The 17,915-nt window shown below is 44.9% G+C and carries 20 protein-coding genes; 13 read left to right on the top strand and 7 right to left on the bottom strand.

Translation table 11 applies throughout. The features are described from left to right. Positions 1–4 precede the first annotated feature (4 nt). Genes bfmBAA through BV11031_RS05960 form a run of 3 tightly spaced genes read left to right on the top strand, consistent with a single transcriptional unit; the run spans position 5 to position 3,293 of the window. A complete protein-coding gene (gene bfmBAA, locus BV11031_RS05950; RefSeq protein ID WP_010328314.1) occupies positions 5–997 on the top strand; it encodes a 3-methyl-2-oxobutanoate dehydrogenase subunit alpha in 993 nt (330 codons plus the stop codon). A 13-nt stretch (positions 998–1,010) separates the two neighbouring features. Further along, complete coding sequence (bfmBAB, locus tag BV11031_RS05955) at positions 1,011–1,994, top strand: 3-methyl-2-oxobutanoate dehydrogenase subunit beta (protein ID WP_010328315.1); 984 nt, start codon at positions 1,011–1,013, stop codon at positions 1,992–1,994. A gap of 21 nt (positions 1,995–2,015) precedes the next feature. Further along, on the top strand, positions 2,016–3,293 hold the full coding sequence (locus BV11031_RS05960) for a dihydrolipoamide acetyltransferase family protein (protein ID WP_129550701.1): 1,278 nt from the start codon (positions 2,016–2,018) through the stop codon (positions 3,291–3,293). A gap of 57 nt (positions 3,294–3,350) precedes the next feature. On the opposite strand, the gene BV11031_RS05965 is transcribed toward BV11031_RS05960, so the two are convergent. The 3 genes from BV11031_RS05965 to BV11031_RS05975 form a co-directional block, all read right to left on the bottom strand. Beyond that, positions 3,351–4,190 (bottom strand): MerR family transcriptional regulator, encoded by an 840-nt coding sequence (locus BV11031_RS05965; protein WP_010328316.1) that lies wholly within the window; start codon positions 4,188–4,190, stop codon positions 3,351–3,353. A gap of 72 nt (positions 4,191–4,262) precedes the next feature. Continuing rightward, positions 4,263–5,432 (bottom strand): multidrug efflux MFS transporter Bmr, encoded by a 1,170-nt coding sequence (gene bmr / locus BV11031_RS05970; RefSeq protein WP_010328317.1) that lies wholly within the window; start codon positions 5,430–5,432, stop codon positions 4,263–4,265. Between the two features lie 101 nt (positions 5,433–5,533). Then, positions 5,534–6,427 (bottom strand): YegS/Rv2252/BmrU family lipid kinase, encoded by an 894-nt coding sequence (locus BV11031_RS05975; RefSeq protein ID WP_010328318.1) that lies wholly within the window; start codon positions 6,425–6,427, stop codon positions 5,534–5,536. Positions 6,428–6,586: 159 nt separating this feature from the next. Here BV11031_RS05975 and brxB point away from each other — a divergent pair, with 159 nt between their 5' ends. The 6 genes from brxB (at position 6,587) to BV11031_RS06005 (ending at position 11,136) form a co-directional block, all read left to right on the top strand. Continuing rightward, on the top strand, positions 6,587–7,024 hold the full coding sequence (gene brxB, locus BV11031_RS05980; RefSeq protein ID WP_010328319.1) for a bacilliredoxin BrxB: 438 nt from the start codon (positions 6,587–6,589) through the stop codon (positions 7,022–7,024). A gap of 267 nt (positions 7,025–7,291) precedes the next feature. Beyond that, positions 7,292–8,059, top strand: a complete 768-nt coding sequence (artP, locus tag BV11031_RS05985) for an arginine ABC transporter substrate-binding protein ArtP (protein ID WP_010328320.1) — start codon at positions 7,292–7,294, stop codon at positions 8,057–8,059. 78 nt (positions 8,060–8,137) lie between these two features. Beyond that, the gene (gene artQ, locus BV11031_RS05990; protein WP_010328321.1) at positions 8,138–8,797 is read left to right on the top strand and encodes an arginine ABC transporter permease ArtQ; all 660 of its coding nucleotides are present in this window, start codon (positions 8,138–8,140) and stop codon (positions 8,795–8,797) included. Beyond that, positions 8,790–9,512 carry an arginine ABC transporter ATP-binding protein ArtM gene (gene artM, locus BV11031_RS05995; protein WP_010328322.1) on the top strand — a complete coding sequence of 241 codons (723 nt, stop codon included), beginning with the start codon at positions 8,790–8,792 and terminating at the stop codon, positions 9,510–9,512. Before artQ ends, artM begins: the two co-directional genes overlap by 8 nt. 73 nt (positions 9,513–9,585) lie before the next feature. Next, on the top strand, positions 9,586–10,554 hold the full coding sequence (locus BV11031_RS06000) for an aromatic acid exporter family protein (RefSeq protein ID WP_010328323.1): 969 nt from the start codon (positions 9,586–9,588) through the stop codon (positions 10,552–10,554). A gap of 51 nt (positions 10,555–10,605) precedes the next feature. Continuing rightward, entirely contained in the window at positions 10,606–11,136 is a 531-nt protein-coding gene (locus BV11031_RS06005) for a L,D-transpeptidase (RefSeq protein WP_010328324.1), read from the top strand. Positions 11,137–11,156: 20 nt separating this feature from the next. On the opposite strand, the gene prli42 is transcribed toward BV11031_RS06005, so the two are convergent. Next, a complete protein-coding gene (prli42, locus tag BV11031_RS22640) occupies positions 11,157–11,249 on the bottom strand; it encodes a stressosome-associated protein Prli42 (RefSeq protein WP_003226489.1) in 93 nt (30 codons plus the stop codon). An 89-nt stretch (positions 11,250–11,338) separates the two neighbouring features. Here prli42 and mce point away from each other — a divergent pair, with 89 nt between their 5' ends. The 3 genes from mce to BV11031_RS06020 are packed head-to-tail and all read left to right on the top strand — an operon-like array spanning position 11,339 to position 14,410. Beyond that, a complete protein-coding gene (mce, locus tag BV11031_RS06010; RefSeq protein ID WP_026014439.1) occupies positions 11,339–11,761 on the top strand; it encodes a methylmalonyl-CoA epimerase in 423 nt (140 codons plus the stop codon). Further along, a complete protein-coding gene (locus BV11031_RS06015; RefSeq protein ID WP_082246289.1) occupies positions 11,754–13,277 on the top strand; it encodes an acyl-CoA carboxylase subunit beta in 1,524 nt (507 codons plus the stop codon). Before mce ends, BV11031_RS06015 begins: the two co-directional genes overlap by 8 nt. Positions 13,278–13,294: 17 nt before the next feature. Continuing rightward, positions 13,295–14,410 (top strand): tripeptidase T, encoded by a 1,116-nt coding sequence (locus tag BV11031_RS06020; RefSeq protein ID WP_010328327.1) that lies wholly within the window; start codon positions 13,295–13,297, stop codon positions 14,408–14,410. Between the two features lie 50 nt (positions 14,411–14,460). On the opposite strand, the gene BV11031_RS06025 is transcribed toward BV11031_RS06020, so the two are convergent. The 3 genes from BV11031_RS06025 to mifM form a co-directional block, all read right to left on the bottom strand. After that, positions 14,461–15,189, bottom strand: coding sequence for a YqjF family protein (locus BV11031_RS06025; protein WP_010328328.1), 729 nt, complete (start codon positions 15,187–15,189; stop codon positions 14,461–14,463). A 161-nt stretch (positions 15,190–15,350) separates the two neighbouring features. Further along, positions 15,351–16,178 (bottom strand): membrane protein insertase YidC, encoded by an 828-nt coding sequence (locus BV11031_RS06030; protein WP_010328329.1) that lies wholly within the window; start codon positions 16,176–16,178, stop codon positions 15,351–15,353. A 29-nt stretch (positions 16,179–16,207) separates the two neighbouring features. Further along, positions 16,208–16,495: a membrane protein insertion/folding monitor MifM gene (gene mifM / locus BV11031_RS06035; protein ID WP_082022602.1), complete on the bottom strand. Its 288-nt coding sequence runs from the start codon at positions 16,493–16,495 to the stop codon at positions 16,208–16,210. Between the two features lie 72 nt (positions 16,496–16,567). Here mifM and BV11031_RS06040 point away from each other — a divergent pair, with 72 nt between their 5' ends. Then, positions 16,568–17,812, top strand: a complete 1,245-nt coding sequence (locus tag BV11031_RS06040) for a DNA polymerase IV (protein ID WP_010328331.1) — start codon at positions 16,568–16,570, stop codon at positions 17,810–17,812. Positions 17,813–17,915: the final 103 nt, after the last annotated feature.

The raw sequence follows: 17,915 nt of genomic DNA on the forward strand, positions 1-17,915 counted from the left end.
TTGAATGAGTACAAACCGACATCAAGCACTAGGGCTGACTGATCAGGAAGCCGTTGATATGTATAGAACCATGCTGTTAGCAAGAAAAATCGATGAAAGAATGTGGCTGTTAAACCGTTCTGGAAAAATTCCATTCGTAATCTCTTGTCAAGGACAGGAAGCAGCGCAGGTAGGGGCGGCTTTTGCTCTTGACCGTGAAATGGATTATGTACTGCCGTACTACAGAGACATGGGTGTTGTGCTCGCATTTGGCATGACAGCAAAAGACTTAATGATGTCCGGGTTTGCCAAAGCAGCAGATCCGAATTCAGGAGGGCGCCAAATGCCGGGACATTTCGGCCAAAAGGAAAACCGGATCGTGACAGGATCTTCTCCAGTTACAACGCAAGTGCCGCACGCGGTCGGCATTGCGCTTGCGGGGCGTATGGAGAAAAAGGATGTCGCGGCCTTTGTTACATTTGGTGAAGGCTCTTCAAATCAAGGCGATTTCCATGAAGGGGCAAACTTTGCCGCTGTCCATAAGTTGCCGGTTATTTTCATGTGTGAAAATAACAAATACGCAATCTCTGTGCCTTACGATAAGCAAGTCGCATGTGAGAACATTTCCGACCGTGCCGTAGGCTATGGAATGCCTGGCGTAACCGTGAATGGAAATGATCCGCTTGAAGTTTATCAAGCGGTCAAAGAAGCACGCGAACGGGCGCGCAGAGGAGAAGGCCCGACATTAATTGAAACCATTTCTTACCGCCTTACACCTCACTCCAGTGATGACGATGACAGCAGCTACAGAGGCCGTGAAGAAGTAGAGGAAGCGAAAAAAAGTGATCCCCTGCTCACATATCAAGCTTACTTAAAGGAAACAGGCCTGCTGTCTGATGAGACAGAACAAACCATGCTGGATGAAATGATGGCAATCATAAACGAAGCGACAGATGAAGCGGAGAATGCCCCTTATGCAGCTCCTGAGTCAGCGCTTGATTATGTGTATGCGAAGTAGGGAGGAAGAACAAATGTCAGTAATGTCATATATTGATGCGATCAATTTGGCGATGAAAGAAGAAATGGAACGAGATCCTCGCGTTTTCGTTCTTGGGGAAGATGTAGGGAGAAAAGGCGGTGTATTTAAAGCGACAGCCGGCCTCTATGAACAATTCGGGGAAGAGCGTGTGATGGATACGCCGCTTGCTGAATCCGCGATTGCCGGAGTCGGCATTGGGGCGGCTATGTACGGAATGAGACCAATTGCTGAAATGCAGTTTGCTGATTTTATTATGCCGGCGGTCAACCAAATTATTTCCGAAGCGGCCAAAATCCGCTACCGCAGCAATAATGACTGGAGCTGCCCGATTGTCGTCAGAGCGCCATACGGCGGAGGCGTACACGGGGCCCTTTATCATTCTCAGTCGGTCGAAGCGATTTTCGCCAATCAGCCCGGACTGAAAATTGTCATGCCTTCAACGCCATATGACGCGAAAGGCCTTTTAAAAGCCGCGGTTCGTGATGAAGATCCGGTGCTGTTTTTTGAGCATAAACGCGCGTACCGCCTGATAAAAGGTGAGGTTCCGGCAGATGATTATGTCCTGCCAATCGGCAAGGCTGATGTGAAACGGGAAGGCGACGATATCACAGTGATCACTTATGGCCTGTGTGTCCACTTCGCGTTACAGGCTGCAGAACGTCTCGAAAAAGATGGCATTTCAGTGCATGTGGTGGATTTAAGAACGGTTTATCCGCTTGATCAAGAAGCAATCATCGAAGCCGCATCGAAAACCGGTAAGGTCCTATTGGTTACAGAAGATACAAAAGAAGGCAGCATCATGAGTGAGGTGGCCGCCATTATATCCGAGCATTGCCTGTTCGACTTAGACGCGCCGATTAAACGGCTTGCAGGTCCTGATATTCCGGCTATGCCTTATGCGCCGACAATGGAAAAATACTTTATGGTCAACCCTGACAAAGTGGAAGCGGCGATGAGAGAGTTAGCGGAGTTTTAAAGACGTAAGGAGGATACAATCATGGCAATTGAACAAATGACGATGCCGCAGCTTGGAGAAAGCGTGACGGAAGGGACGATCAGCAAATGGCTTGTCGCCCCCGGTGATAAAGTAAACAAATACGATCCGATCGCGGAAGTCATGACAGATAAGGTGAATGCAGAGGTTCCGTCTTCTTTTACCGGTACGATAACAGAGCTTGTGGGTGAAGAAGGCCAGACCCTGCAAGTCGGAGAAATCATTTGTAAAATCGAAACAGAAGGCGCGGATCCGTCTGAAAAAAAACAAGAGCAGCCAGAGGCACCAGAAGCTGATGAAACACCTGTTGCAGAAAGCCGACCCGAAGCGGATGATCAGCCCAATAAAAAGCGCTATTCGCCAGCTGTACTCCGTTTGGCAGGAGAACACGGCATTGATCTTGATCAGGTAACAGGAACAGGTGCCGGCGGCCGCATTACGCGAAAAGATATTCAGCGCATCATTGAAACAGGCGGCGGCGTGCAAGAACGGACTGAGGAGCCGAAAACAGCAGCTCCTGCACAAGAGTCTGCACCACAACCGGAGCCGAAGGAAGAGGTTTCTTATCCTGCGTCTGCAGCTGGAGATAGGGAAATCCCTGTCACAGCCGTAAGAAAAGCAATTGCTTCCAATATGAAACGCAGCAAGACAGAAATTCCGCATGCTTGGACGATGATGGAAGTTGACGTCACAAATATGGTGGCATATCGCAACAGTGTAAAAGATTCATTCAAGAAGACAGAAGGGTTTAATTTAACGTTCTTCGCCTTTTTCGTCAAAGCGGTTGCCCAGGCATTAAAAGAATTTCCGCAAATGAATAGCATGTGGGCGGGCGACAAAATCATCCAGAAAAAAGATATCAATATTTCAATCGCGGTTGCCACAGAGGATTCTTTATTTGTACCGGTGATTAAAAACGCTGATGAAAAAACAATTAAAGGCATTGCGAGAGAAATAACGGATCTTGCCAAAAAAGTAAGAGACGGAAAGCTCTCAGCAGATGATATGCAGGGGGGAACGTTTACTGTCAACAACACAGGTTCGTTTGGATCTGTTCAGTCGATGGGCATTATCAACTACCCTCAAGCTGCGATTCTTCAAGTGGAATCCATTGTCAAGCGTCCGGTTGTCATGGAGCATGGCATGATTGCTGTCAGAGACATGGTCAATCTATGCCTGTCCTTAGATCACAGAGTGCTTGACGGCCTTGTATGCGGACGATTCCTCGGACGCGTGAAACAAATTTTAGAATCGATTGACGAGAAGACATCTGTTTATTAAATAAGCAGAAAGAGCATTTTTTGAAAATATGTTTCAAAAAATGCTCTTTTTTTTGCATCATGATTCAGCAATTCTGATTTTCATTTCGAGCAGGTATTCTTCTTGTTTTTTCGGTGAATAATGAATCGGTATGAGTAATTCGTAAACTTCACTGCCAACAGTTAAGTGGCGGTCTGCGATATACTTGATAAGCTTTTGTAAGTTGAGAAAATAATGCTCAGGTGAAAAATGATACGCGATACAAACATATCTGCCTTTAGGGATCGTTGTGATTTCCATATCCGGCGTAATGGCGGAAATTTGTTTATTTGTCAATACAGGCGTAAAGATATGGCGGTACGTGATTTCATCAATGCTGGTGTACGGGTGAAACGAGAAAGTGGCACCGTAGCTATTGTTCGCAAATCCATCTGCTGATTCGATAAATGTTTTTAATTTGCTGTAGGAGGCGTTGAGCACGTTTTCTGGTCCGACTCCCTCTGCCTCTGTCTGAATGATGCGGGTTTCTTCTTCATCTAACATAAACACCTCGCCGAGCGCGGGATATTCCATCTGCCGTTTCATCCGCTTTTTCACCATTGAAATGGTTTGCTCCAATGCCGATAAAAAGTCTAATTTCTCCCTGATTTGCTTCTCCTGTTCTGTATAAAAAGCAAACAGTTCTTCCATCTCTAAGTCTTGTGCCTTTTTCATCTCTTCTAAAGGTGTGCCGATATATTTCAGAGATTTGATCAGGTCCAGATGATACAGCTGGGAATCTGAATAATAACGGTAGCTGGTATCCGGGTCAACATAGGCTGGTTTAAATAAATCAATTTTATCGTAATAACGGAGCGCTTTAATCGACACGTTTGCCAGTTTTGAAACCTCTCCAATTGAGTAATACGATTCCTTCATGCCATCACTCCTTCTATGATCATTATAATGAAGAAGCGCACCCTTTGCAGTATACAAAGAATACGCTTCTGATCACGTGCTGGCTTTAATATGTGCAGGCGCTTTCCAAGCAATGGTTAGCGCAATGCCTATGGCTAAAGTGACCGTTGCAAAGTAGAATGGATAGTTTACATCAATATCGAACAGCATTCCGCCGATAATAGGCCCAAATACATTGCCGATACTTGTAAACATTGAGTTCATACCGCCGGCAAATCCCTGTTCATTCCCCGCAATCTTTGACAGATAAGTCGTTACAGCCGGTCTCATGAGGTCAAATCCGACAAATACGGTGATCGTAACTAGCAGAATTGCAACATAAGAATTCACGATTGTCAGCAAGAAGACCAGACTCGTAGAGAGAATTAAGCTATACCGGATTAAATGGATTTCGCCAAACCACCTTGTAAAACGGTCAAATAAAACGACTTGCGTAATGGCGCCTACAATCGCACCCCCTGTAATCATAATGGCGATGTCGCTGGCCGTAAATCCGTATTTATGATCAACAAATAACGCAAATAACGATTCAAATGACGCTAAACCAAAAGATGAAATCAAGATAATGAGAAAAGCAATGAAATACATGGGGGCAAAAATTCGTTTGAAGCCTGTTTTTTGCCCTGTTATTTCCTGATTCTCAGGATTTCGCTCGGGCTCGCGCAGCGTGAGCATTGATAAAATGGCTGCCAGCAACGCAAAGGCTGCCGCAAAGAAAAAAGGCAGCCGGGAATGGATTTCCGCTAAAAATCCCCCGATGCCGGGCCCGATGATAAAGCCTGTTGAAATGGCGGCTGACATATAACCGAGCGCTTTCGGCCGTGTTTTAATGGTTGTGATATCTGCGATAAAAGCCGTGACGCCGGGCATAATAAAGGCAGCGCTGATCCCGCCAAGCATACGGGAGATAAATAACATCTCGACTGTTTTTCCGATGCCAAATAAAAACTCCGACACACTAAAGAACAACAGGCCGATTACGATCATGATTTTACGTCCGAAGCGATCAACCCATCGTCCGCCTATTGGTGAAACGATGAGCTGTGTCACGGCGAAGCAAGCAACCATATAACCGACGGCGGTTCCTGATAAATGCAATTCATTCATAATGGTAGGCGTTACCGGAATCACAAGCCCAATCCCCAAAAATGCAATAAATAAATTGGTCAATAATATGGTTAAGGTGATATTTTGTTTTTTCATGTGACTTCCCCTTTTTCACAAGTGTATCCCCTATACTTTAAAGCCTCCTCTTAGGGGAGAGTCAACGGGTTTGCAGCATCTTTCTTAACAGCGCTCGATCCTTATTCACTGCACGGGACCAGCATATCAATGTGCTGCGGCAGGACTTGAATCACCGCGGGTGTATAAGTATAGACTTCACCATCTGTATCCGCCTTTTGAGCGGTGTCTGTTTCAATTTCGATACGGGAGGCTTGGATATAGGACAGCTCTCCGGCAAACCGGTCAATTGTGCCCTGTTCCATGCTCATCAGCTCCCGCAATGCCGAGAGGTTGGTGCTGCGACAAATGAGGATATCGAGTAAGCCATCATCTATACTGGCATCTGGCAGGGGAATACGATTCGTTCCAATGTATTGCCCGTTCATGACAAGCAGCATAACGGCTTCTTCTTTCATTTCTTTTCCATCAATTTTTAGTGTCATCGGAAACGGTTCGGCTGATGACACAGTTCGCAATGCACTTGTAAAATAGCTGATTTTCCCCAATAATGCTTTGGCCGTTTCGTTAATTTGATTCGACGTTTCTGTAATCAGGCCGATCCCCCAGAAATTTAAAAAATAACGGTCGTTCATTTGACATACATCTATGCTTGTTTTTTGTCCTGATACAAGTGCTTCCGCCGCCTTTCCAAGATTTTGAGGGATGCCCAGCACTCTTGAAAAGTCATTGCACGTGCCGCCGGGCAAAATTCCGACAGCGGGCTTTCTTTCTAACGCGCTAATGCTGTTAATGCATTGATGGACTGTGCCGTCGCCCCCGAGAATAAAGACGGTGTCGACAGAATCATCAATGGATTGGCAAAAATGATACGCATCATCCTTTTTCTTTGTTTGTCTAATCATCACCTCGTCTAAAGATTGTGATAAGACCGGCACCACAGCTCCTAAAGCTTTTTCTATATGTTTGTTGCCGGCATTTCCGTTATGAATCAGTAACGCTTTCCGGTGGCTCATATAAAACTGCTCCTTTATTTTACATCTTGTTATATCATCCCCTTTTTCTGTAAGCTGTAAACGAAAGCAAAAAAAGTGTACGGCCAAGCAATGTGATTTGCCGATATGGACGATTCCTTGCTATCATAAGAACAGATGATGAAAAAGGAGAGGTCTTCATTGAACATGGATTTTAATTTATTTATGAATGATATTGTCCGCCAAGCGAGACAAGAAATTACAGCCGCCGGATACACTGAGCTGAAAACAGCTGAAGAGGTGGACGAGGCACTTGAGAAAAAAGGAACGACGTTAGTCATGGTAAACTCTGTTTGCGGATGTGCCGGAGGAATTGCAAGACCGGCCGCCTACCATTCCGTTCACTATGATAAAAGACCTGATCAGCTCGTTACCGTCTTTGCCGGACAGGATAAAGAAGCGACAGCGCGAGCGCGTGATTATTTTGAAGGATATCCGCCATCTTCCCCATCCTTTGCGATTTTGAAAGACGGAAAAATCATGAAAATGGTCGAGCGCCATGAAATTGAAGGCCATGAGCCGATGGCAGTTGTGGCAAAGCTGCAAGAAGCCTTTGAAGAATATTGTGAAGAAGTATAAGACGAACAACCCGGGTGCCTAAGTGGCTCGGGTTTTTTTATGCATAAAATTCCCTGAAGATATGAATAATTATTAAGGGATTATTCAATTAGATTGTACAGTGAATCTATTTTCCTTAAGTAATATCAAAAAGATATCGTTGGAAAAATAAGCTTAAAGATAATTTTTAAAAATACTATTGCATAAAAATAAGAAACTGTTTAAAATACAAATTAACGAATAAATATTCAAATGCACTAAAAGTAATGAATATGGGGGAAATGGATCATGAAAAAATGGCTCTTATTACTTGTAGCTGCCTGCATCACTTTAGCGCTATCCGCTTGCGGTTCAAGCAATTCAGGTTCAGAAGGCGGCAAGAAAAAATTAGTTATGGGTACTTCGGCGGATTACAAACCGTTTGAATATAAAGAAGGCGATCAAATTGTCGGCTTTGATGTAGATTTGGCAAAAGCGCTGGCGAAAAAGACGGGCTACGAAATTGAAGTGCAGGATATGGACTTCAACAGCTTAATCACAGCACTGAAATCAAAACAGGTGGATCTGGTTCTGTCAGGAATGACACCGACGCCTGATCGAAAAAAACAAGTTGGTTTTTCCGATGTGTACTACACAGCGAACCATATGATTGTCAGCAAAAAAGACAGCGGCATTCAATCTCTGAAAGACCTGAAAGGAAAAACAGTCGGTGTTCAGCTGGGCTCCATCCAAGAAGAGAAGGGGAAAGAGCTTTCTCCGGAATATGGTTTTAAAACAGAAGACCGCAATAGAATTTCTGACTTGGTGCAGGAAATCAAATCTGACCGCTTTGATGCCGCGATTATCGAAGACATTGTGGCAGAAGGGTATTTCAAGTCAAATGACGATCTGCAAGGCTTCGTCATTCCTGATGCGAAAGCGGAGGAAGCCGGTTCAGCGATCGCTTTCAGAAAGGACAGTGAACTGACAGACAAATTCAATAAAGCGCTCAAGGAAATGGAAGATAACGGGGAGCTTGAAAAATTGAAGAAAAAATGGTTCACTGGTGAAAAGTAAGAAAGGCGGCTCAACTTTTTCGTTGAGCCTTTTTATTGAATAGGAAATCTTTTTCCGTAAGAAAAGGAGACAAAGACTATGAATTTGGATTTTTCAGCAACGATCCCCCAAATTCCTTTTATACTAGAAGGCTTGGCAATCACTTTGAAAATTGTCATCGTATCTGCCATTATCGGACTTATACTCGGTATTGTGCTAAGCTTATGCAAGATCAGCACGTTCCGCCCGCTGGTCTGGATCGCTGATTTTTATACATCAGTGTTCCGCGGCACGCCTTTAGTGCTGCAGCTTATGATTGTCTATTTCGGGCTTCCCCAGCTGCTCGGTTTTCAAATTGACCAGTTTTGGGCTGCGGTTGTCGCATTGTCATTAAATTCCGCCGCTTATGTATCGGAAATTATCAGAGCCGGAATCAACGCCATTGATAAAGGCCAAAGAGAAGCTGCTGTCGCACTGGGGGTTCCGTATAGCAAAATGATGAAGGACCTCCTGTTGCCGCAGGCTTTTAAAAATATATCACCTGCTATTTTGAATGAACTAATTACATTAACAAAAGAATCGGCGATCGTCACTGTTATCGGGCTTGGTGATGTTATGAGACGCGCATATCAAGCTGGCGCGGCCACTTACAATTACCTTGAGCCGCTCATTATCGCCGGTTTGATTTATTATGTGCTTGTCCTGATTTTAACGTTTATCGGCAAGGCTGTAGAAAGGAAGCTGACATCCAATGATTAAGGTTGAAAAGCTGTCAAAATCATTTGGGAAACTTGAAGTACTAAAAGACATTTCAACAACAATCTCTGAAGGGGAGGTTGTTGCCGTGATCGGTCCATCAGGCTCAGGGAAATCAACGTTCCTTCGCTGTTTAAACCTGTTGGAAAAGCCAAACGGCGGAACCATTACCATTAAAGACAAGGAGATCACGAAGCCGAAAACCAACACATTAAAGGTCCGGGAAAACATCGGGATGGTTTTTCAGCATTTTCATCTCTTTCCGCACAAAACGGTTCTCGAAAATATTATGTACGCGCCTGTCAATGTCAAAAAAGAATCAAAACAGGCTGCACAGCAAAAAGCCGAAGGGCTGCTCCGCAAAGTCGGTTTGTTTGAAAAGCGAAATGATTATCCAAACCGTTTGTCTGGCGGGCAAAAACAGCGTGTCGCCATCGCCCGGGCCCTTGCGATGAATCCGGACATCATGCTGTTTGACGAACCGACCTCTGCACTTGATCCCGAGATGGTCAAAGAAGTGCTCCAGGTGATGAAAGAACTGGTTGAAACCGGCATGACCATGGTGATTGTCACGCATGAAATGGGCTTCGCAAAAGAAGTGGCAGACCGCGTGCTGTTTATGGATCAAGGAATGATTGTCGAAGACGGCAATCCGAAAGAATTTTTTCTATCGCCAAAATCCAAAAGAGCACAGGACTTTTTAGAAAAAATATTATAGAATATAGAAAAAAGAAGAAGGCTGATCGCTTCTTCTTTTTTATTGAAGAAACAAATAGAAATGGGAGTACGACATGTTTAAAATTGGTTACCGCACAATAAAGACCGCGCTTGGAACAGCTTTGGCTATTTATATAAGCCAGCTTTTGCAATTGCAAAACTTCGCCTCAGCAGGAATCATCACCATTTTGTGCATTCAAATCACACAAAAACGGTCGCTCCAGGCATCGTGGGCCCGCTTTGCGGCATGCTGTCTGGCAATTCTTTTTTCGTATCTCTTTTTTGAGCTGATTGGCTATCACCCGTTTGTGATCGGAGCGCTTCTCTTGATATTCATCCCGATAACAGTCCTGTTAAAAATTAATGAGGGTATCGTTACAAGTTCGGTTATTATTCTTCATCTATATATGTCCGGCGGCATAACACTTGCCTTCATTTGGAATGAGGTTCAATTAATTACGGTTGGGATCGGCGTCGCTCTTTTGATGAACTTGTATATGCCAAGCCTTGACCGAAAACTGATTGCCTATCGCAAAAAGATAGAGGATAACTTTGCCGTCATTTTCGAGGAAATAGAGCGGTATTTGTTAACTGGTGAGCAAGATTGGACCGGAAAAGAAATTCCGGAAACGCATCAGCTTATCACGGAAGCTAAAAACCTGGCATACCGAGATGTGCAAAACCACATTTTGCGCTACGAAAATCAGCATTATCATTATTTTAAAATGAGAGAAAAGCAATTTGAAATTATTGAACGCCTTCTTCCTAAAGTGACTTCTATCTCCATTACGGTGGAGCAGGGAAAAATGATCGCAGCATTTATTCACGATTTGCGGGAAGCGATACACCCGGGAAATACGGCGTATAAATTTCTGAAAAGACTTGCTGACATGAGAAAAGAATTTGAGGAGATGCCGCTTCCGGCGACAAGAGAGGAATTTGAAGCGAGAGCAGCTCTCTTCCATCTTCTCGGAGAAATGGAACAATACTTAGTGATTAAAAGTTATTTTAAAGGAATAAAAGCGCAAAAATCACTCGCATGATTCGCATGAGCTCTTCCTTCATTGGTCAACCTAATGAAAAAGGAGGGGCTTATGCGTTTTTTTTTATGGTCGATTTTAATGATGATATCTCCGATTTGGCCGCTCGGCGATAATCCGCTGCCGGGTGATCCATATGTCATTGTCAACAAGAGAACAAATGAACTTGCTGTTATCCTCGACAACCACGTAGAAGGCGTGTACAGCGTGGCGACCGGAAAAACAGACGATTTAACGCCTGAAGGAGAATTTTCGATAACGGTAAAAGCGGCGAATCCTTACTACAGAAAGAAAAATATTGAAGGGGGGTCTCCTGATAACCCGCTTGGGGCAAGATGGATTGGATTTGACGCGAAAGGGACAGACGGGAGGATTTACGGAATTCATGGGACAAACCGGGAAGAATCAGTTGGAAAATTTGTGTCCAACGGCTGTATACGTATGCATAACGATGAGGTCGTTCATCTGTTTCAAACGATACCGGTGGGTACAAGAGTATTGATTACGGACGACGCCCGCTCTTTTGAAGAGATTGCCATTGAGCATAAAGCTCTGATAAAAAAGCAGGATGTTCCTATTCAATAAGGCTGCCTGCTTTTTTATCATTATAAAAACATGACGATTCCTGAGAGTACAGTTGAAAGAATAAAAACTCCCAAAATCACGATCAAAACGCTTTTCATCAGTTTTTGAGACATGATTTCACTCCTTAGACAATCTGTCTATATTTTATCGTGTTTTGAGTGGGCGGACAAGTGATATCTATTGGCGGAAAGCAGGGATGAAAATGAACAGGCTTGACCATATTGGGATAGCCGTTTTTTCGATAGAAGAAGCGCGGCACTTTTATGAAGAAGTATTGGGGCTTGCGTTTCTTCATCAAGAAACGGTGGAAGAGCAAAAGGTGAATGTTGCTTTTTTTCAAGCGGGAAGTATCAAGCTGGAACTGATTGAGCCGCTGACATCTGACAGCCCCGTCCGTTTCTTTTTGGAGAAGAAAGGACAGGGGCTGCATCATGTTGCGTTTTTGTGCACGAGTTTATCTGACCGGCTTCAAGCATTGTCTGACCGGCAAGTTCAATTGATCGACAGGTATCCAAGACAGGGCGCGAACGGGAAAAAGATTGCGTTTCTTTCTCCGCGGGTAACAAACGGCGTTCTTGTAGAGCTTTGCGAGCCGAAGGGAGGCCAAACTGATGAACATGAATGAGCACATTGATGATTTATACACGAGGCGGAGGCAGGCCGAACAAGGCGGAGGAGATGAAAAGCTTACCCGGCAGCGGCTAAAGGGAAAGCTCACCGCTCGGGAAAGGATTGCGTTTCTGCTTGATCAAGACAGCTTTATCGAATTGCATCCCTTTATGGAAAGTCAAGTGTTAACAAGAGAACAGCGTATGTTAGGGGATGGAGTCGTAACAGGGTACGGCACAATTGCCGGCCGGTCTATATATGTATTTGCGCAAGACTTTACAGTGTTCGGCGGGGCGCTTGGCGAAATTCATGCCAAAAAAATCTGCGCACTGATGGATCTCGCGGCAAAAAATAAGGCGCCGATTATCGGGCTGAATGACTCAGGTGGTGCGAGAATTCAAGAGGGTGTGGTATCATTAGATGGATACGGTCACATATTTTACCGAAATGTCTTATATTCCGGAGTCATTCCGCAAATCTCGGTTATATTAGGGCCGTGCGCTGGAGGCGCTGTATACTCTCCGGCACTCACAGATTTTATCTTTATGGCTGAACACACCGGCCAGATGTTTATTACCGGGCCAAAGGTGATAGAAAAAGTGACAGGAGAACAGGTTGATGCGGAGAGCTTAGGCGGAGCGGGAATACATAATGCCGTCAGCGGAAACGCCCACTTCTCCGGACATACGGAGAAGGAGGTTTTGACAGGGGTGAAAAAACTGCTGTCTTATTTGCCGCTGAAAGGTCAGACAACAGTGCCGCTGCCTGAGAAAGATGCCCTAAGGCCACTATTAAACCGTCTCGTGCCCGCTGACACGACAAAGCCGTATGATGTGCGGACGGTGATGAAGGAGCTGGCTGATCCGCAGTCTTTTTTTGAGATTCAGCCGTTTTTTGCGAAAAATATTGTCATTGGGTTTGCAAGGCTAGGTGAAAAAACGATCGGCATCGTTGCGAGCCAGCCGAAGCATCTGGCGGGAAGCCTGACGATTGATGCTGCTGATAAAGCGGCGAGGTTCGTCCGTTTTTGTGATGCATTTGATATCCCGCTGCTAACTGTCGAGGATGTTCCGGGATTTCTGCCCGGTGTTCAGCAGGAGCATAACGGAATTATCCGGCACGGAGCAAAGTTATTGTTTGCCTTTGCAGAAGCAACCGTCCCAAAAGTCACACTCATTATCAGAAAAGCGTACGGCGGCGCCTATGTGGCCATGAACAGTAAAGCGATCGGAGCGGATCTTGTGTTTGCATGGCCGAATGCTGAAATCGCAGTGATGGGGCCAGAAGGCGCGGCATCGATTTTGTATGAAAAAGAGATAAAAGCTTCAGCCGACCCGCAAAAGACAAAACGCGAAAAAACAGCTGAATACAAAAAGCAAAACGCCGGCCCATACAAAGCGGCGGCCTGCGGAATGGTCGATGACATCATTTTGCCGGAAGAATCTAGAAAAAAGCTGATTCAAGCTTTTCACATGCTTGCACATAAGACAGAAGAGAGACCGAAAAAAAAGCACGGTAACATACCGCTTTGACATGGAGGGACTTACAAATGGTGAATGAAAAACGCCTGCTGGAAGAATTTTTAGAACTTGTCCAAATTGACTCAGAAACAAAACATGAAGCAGAAATCTGCAAAGTGCTGAAACAAAAATTTTCTGATTTAGGTGTGGACGTTAAAGAAGACGATACAATGGATATCACTGGCCATGGAGCCGGCAACCTGATTTGCACATTAAAAGGGACAAAACAAACAGATACGATCTACTTTACATCCCATATGGACACAGTTGTACCAGGAAACGGCGTAAAACCGGTTGTAGAGAACGGTTATGTCAAAACAGACGGCACGACGATTTTAGGCGCTGATGATAAAGCGGGGCTGGCTGCAATGTTTGAAGCGATTAAAGTGCTGAAAGAAGAAAACATGGAGCATGGCACGATTGAATTCATCATCACAGTAGGCGAGGAGTCAGGACTGATCGGAGCGAAGGCGCTTGACCGTTCTATGATCACGGCATCCTACGGCTATGCCCTTGACTCAGACGGAAAAGTCGGAAATATCATTGTAGCCGCGCCGACACAGGCGAAGGTTAGAGCGGCCATTTTCGGAAAAACCGCACACGCCGGGGTTGAGCCTGAAAAAGGCATTTCAGCGATTACAATCGCTAGCAAAGCCATTTCGAAAATGCCATTGGGCCGCATTGATGAAGAAACAACAGCAAACATCGGCCGGTTTGAAGGCGGCACACAAACTAACATTGTGTGCGACGAAGTCCATATTCTAGCTGAAGCACGTTCTTTAGTTCCTGAGAAGATGGAAGCTCAGGTTCAAAAAATGAAAGCTGCTTTTGAAGAAGCCGCTGCTGATATGGGCGGACGCGCAGAAGTCGAAATTGAAGTCATGTATCCAGGCTTCAAATATCAAGACGGTGACCAAGTGGTTGAAATCGCGAAAAAAGCGGCAGCAAACATCGGACGTCCGAGCGAGCTGCAAACGAGCGGCGGCGGAAGCGACGCGAACGTGATTGCAGGTCACGGCATCCCGACGGTCAACCTTGCTGTCGGTTATGAGCAGATTCATACAAAAGATGAAAAAATGCCGATCGAAGAACTTGTAAAAACGGCGGAAATGGTTGTTGCCATTATTGAAGAGGTGGCGAAATAATGTTAAAAAACCCGAGTGCGGCTCGTTTCGCATCGGGTTTTTTCTTGTTTTCAGCGCCATTGCCTGAGCGGCCAAAATAACACGTCCTGCTTTTTAGCGTAATGAAGCAATGGATCTGACGCTGGCAATGTGATGTTGTGGGCATCAGCCACCGTATTGATGGAAAACGCGGCCTCGGCATTTTGTAGCAGCCAAGGATGATGATAAATGTCTTCGTAAAAGAGCTTGTTTCGATAAGTGGTGTAAAGTCTGTATCGTTCCGTCAGCCAATAATCGAGTGAATCCTTTTCCGCTGTAAAAGGGGCTGAAATGGGCCGGTATGCGGCGCGGAATTCGGCTTTTTCGTCGTCTCTCCGCTTGCTGACATAGTCAATGCCATCACCGTTTTTTTCAGCTTTCATATCCGCGTAAAAATAGGGCAAATGAAAGAACGTGCGAGCGCCCAGGACCGCCAGCCGATGATCGGCATCCAGGCTGAAAAAGTAAATGCCGGGTTTGCCTTTATACGTGACATAGGTGCGGAGGTTAAGCTCAGGAAATGCACGCGCACCGGGAATGGGAGGAAGGTAACGCGCTCTTAGGTTCGTGAGCATAAAGGGAAGCATGCTGATCCAAGCTTGTCCGTTATATGTATCTAATTCTAAAACTGGCGGTACTAAAGCACGAAGGATAGAAACATCAACAGGCCAGTGGGCAAATAAGACATCATTCCATGTTTGTCTCATGATCCAGCTTCCCTCGGGCACAGATATATTTTTTTGCTGAAAGCGTTCCGTCACGTATATCCTCCTTTCAGTTGGATGTGAGTAAAGGTATTCCCTATTTCTTACTTTTTAAACGATACGGCTGTTTTTTAGGATGGCCATTTTGGCCTCAGCCATGACAGAAAAGGGTGCGACGAAACAAAAAACAACCCCGGCTTTCGCTCGGGGTTGTTCCATTATTTCACCGGCTCAGTAAGAGCGGCGGATTTTTTGGTTTTATGGTGTGTCATCTGAAGGACAACGTTTTGCACGGTCAAAAACAGCCCGCTAGTGAACCAGTACAGCGGAAGAGCTGCCGGAACATTAAGCGAGAAAATCGTCATCATCACAGGGAAGATGAACACCATCAGTTTGGCTGATTGCTGCGCTGCTGGATTTTGCGGGACAGCCGAATATTTCGCGCTCAGTTTTTGAGCGACATAAGCCTGAACAAAGTACATAACACCCGCACTAAGTGACACGAGAATGTCAGATTGTCCTAAACTGAACCATAAAAACGAGTGTGAAGCGATTTCAGGTGTAGAGCGAATCGCATAATAAAACCCGATCATAATCGGAAATTGAATCAGCATCGGGAGACATCCCATCGCAAGCGGATTGATATTGTGCGTCTGGTACAGCTTCATCATGTCCGTTTGCAGTTCTTTTTGCTTTTCGGGGTCCTTCGTCTTTTTCAGTTTAGCCTGAATGCTGTCAACCTGAGGTTTAATAACGGCCATTTTCTCTTGGAACAAACGCTGTTTTTTAAACTGATTGACAAACAAAGGAAGCACAATAACACGTACAATGATGGTGACGAGAATAATTGAAAGTCCGTATTCTCCGTGAAACAGCCCGGCAACCCCTTTAAGCAGAGCGGAAAACGGTTCGATTAAATAGTCGTGGAAAAAACCGACGTTGCTGAGGCCTCCCACCTGATTCGTCGCCGCAAACGCTGCATTTCCCGAGCACAATACGATCAAAAAGATGCCTACTGCCAAAAGTTTTTGATATGTTTTTACCAATTTGTTCTCCTCCTTTTTATAAATGCGGTTTATAAAAGAAGGGAACCGGCGTCTTCATCATCGTTCACAGGGGAATTCATGCGGAAGACTTTACGTATCCAAGTTGTAATGCGATGGTATATAATAATAAGAAAGTCTGTTCGATTAATGTGAAAGACCGTCTGATGTTCATCTGTTCGTTTTGATTTCCATTGCTCGCCGGCACGGCACTCCCGTAAAAGAAACGCAATCCCGATTGCCGTTAGAGCCGGAAGAATAATTGTGAAAAAATCGACTAAGAATAAAACGTCATTTATCGATTCCACAAACATTGTCATCACATCCATTCAATACCTTCATTTTACTATATGTACAAGCGGTTGTCTAATGAATGAAAAGGAGTTTTGTTTATGCGGGGAAAGGGCCGAATTATTTTCCATATTGATATGAATAGCTTCTATGCTTCGGTGGAAATGGCATATGATCCGGCCCTTCGTGGGAAGCCGGTCGCAGTTGCCGGAAACGTAAAGGAGCGAAAGGGCATCGTGGTGACATGCAGCTACGAAGCAAGGGCGCGAGGCGTCAAAACAACGATGCCGGTTTGGGAAGCGAAGCGCAATTGCCCTGAGCTTATCGTTCTTCCGCCGAACTTTGACCGCTATAGAAATTCTTCAAGAGCGATGTTTAACATTCTCCGTGAATATACTGACCTGGTGGAGCCTGTCTCTATCGATGAAGGCTATATGGACATGACCGATACGGCATACAGCAGCCGCGCTTTGGAGACAGCAACAGAAATCCAAAGCAGGCTGCAAAAAGAACTGTTGCTTCCGTCAAGCATAGGAATCGCGCCGAATAAATTTCTCGCTAAGATGGCGTCTGATATGAAAAAACCGCTTGGCATCACGATTTTAAGAAAGAGACAAGTGCCTGATATCCTTTGGCCGCTTCCTGTTGGAGAGATGCACGGGGTTGGCAAAAAGACAGCGGAAAAGCTGAAGGGGCTGGGCATTCATACGATTGAAGAGTTAGCTGCAGCTGATGAACATTCGCTGAAACGCCTGCTTGGCATCAACGGCCCGCGCCTTAAACAGAAAGCAAATGGCATTCACCATGCGCCAGTTGACCCAGAGCGTATTTACGAATTTAAGAGCGTCGGAAACTCATCGACCCTTTCACATGATTCCAGTGATGAAGAAGAGTTATTAGGCGTTTTCCGTAAGCTTGCCGCTTCCGTGAGTGACCGCTTACAGCGCAAGGAGGTCATGGCTTCAAAGCTTTTTATTATGATTAGATATGCAGATTGGAAAACCATCACCAGAAGCATCACGCTGAAAAATCCGATCGATCAAAAACAAGACATTATGAAAGAAGCGGAGCACCTCTTTTTTAAACATTGGAATAAAAATCCTGTCAGGCTGCTAGGCATTACCGGAACGGATTTAGTGGAAAAAGAGCAGGCCTATAAGCAGCTTGATTTGTTCAGCTTTAGTGAAGACGCCAAGGAAGAGCCCATTCAGCAGATGATGGAAAAGCTGAATGAAAAGTACGGATCTAAGCTGATCAGAAAAGGAGCAAGGATAAAGAAAGAGGAGAGCAAAACGAAGGGAACAAGCTTTAATAAAGATTTTTTTCAGGATGAAAAGAAAAGGTGAATAGCTTGAAAAAAAGGGTGAAAGTATGGTAATTTCTTTATTATAAATATCATTTTATTTTAATTTAAATTTTAAAATGATTAAACGTTTGAAGAAGGGACGT

This window comes from Bacillus vallismortis (assembly GCF_004116955.1).
GTDB classification, from domain to species: Bacteria; Bacillota; Bacilli; order Bacillales; family Bacillaceae; genus Bacillus; species Bacillus vallismortis.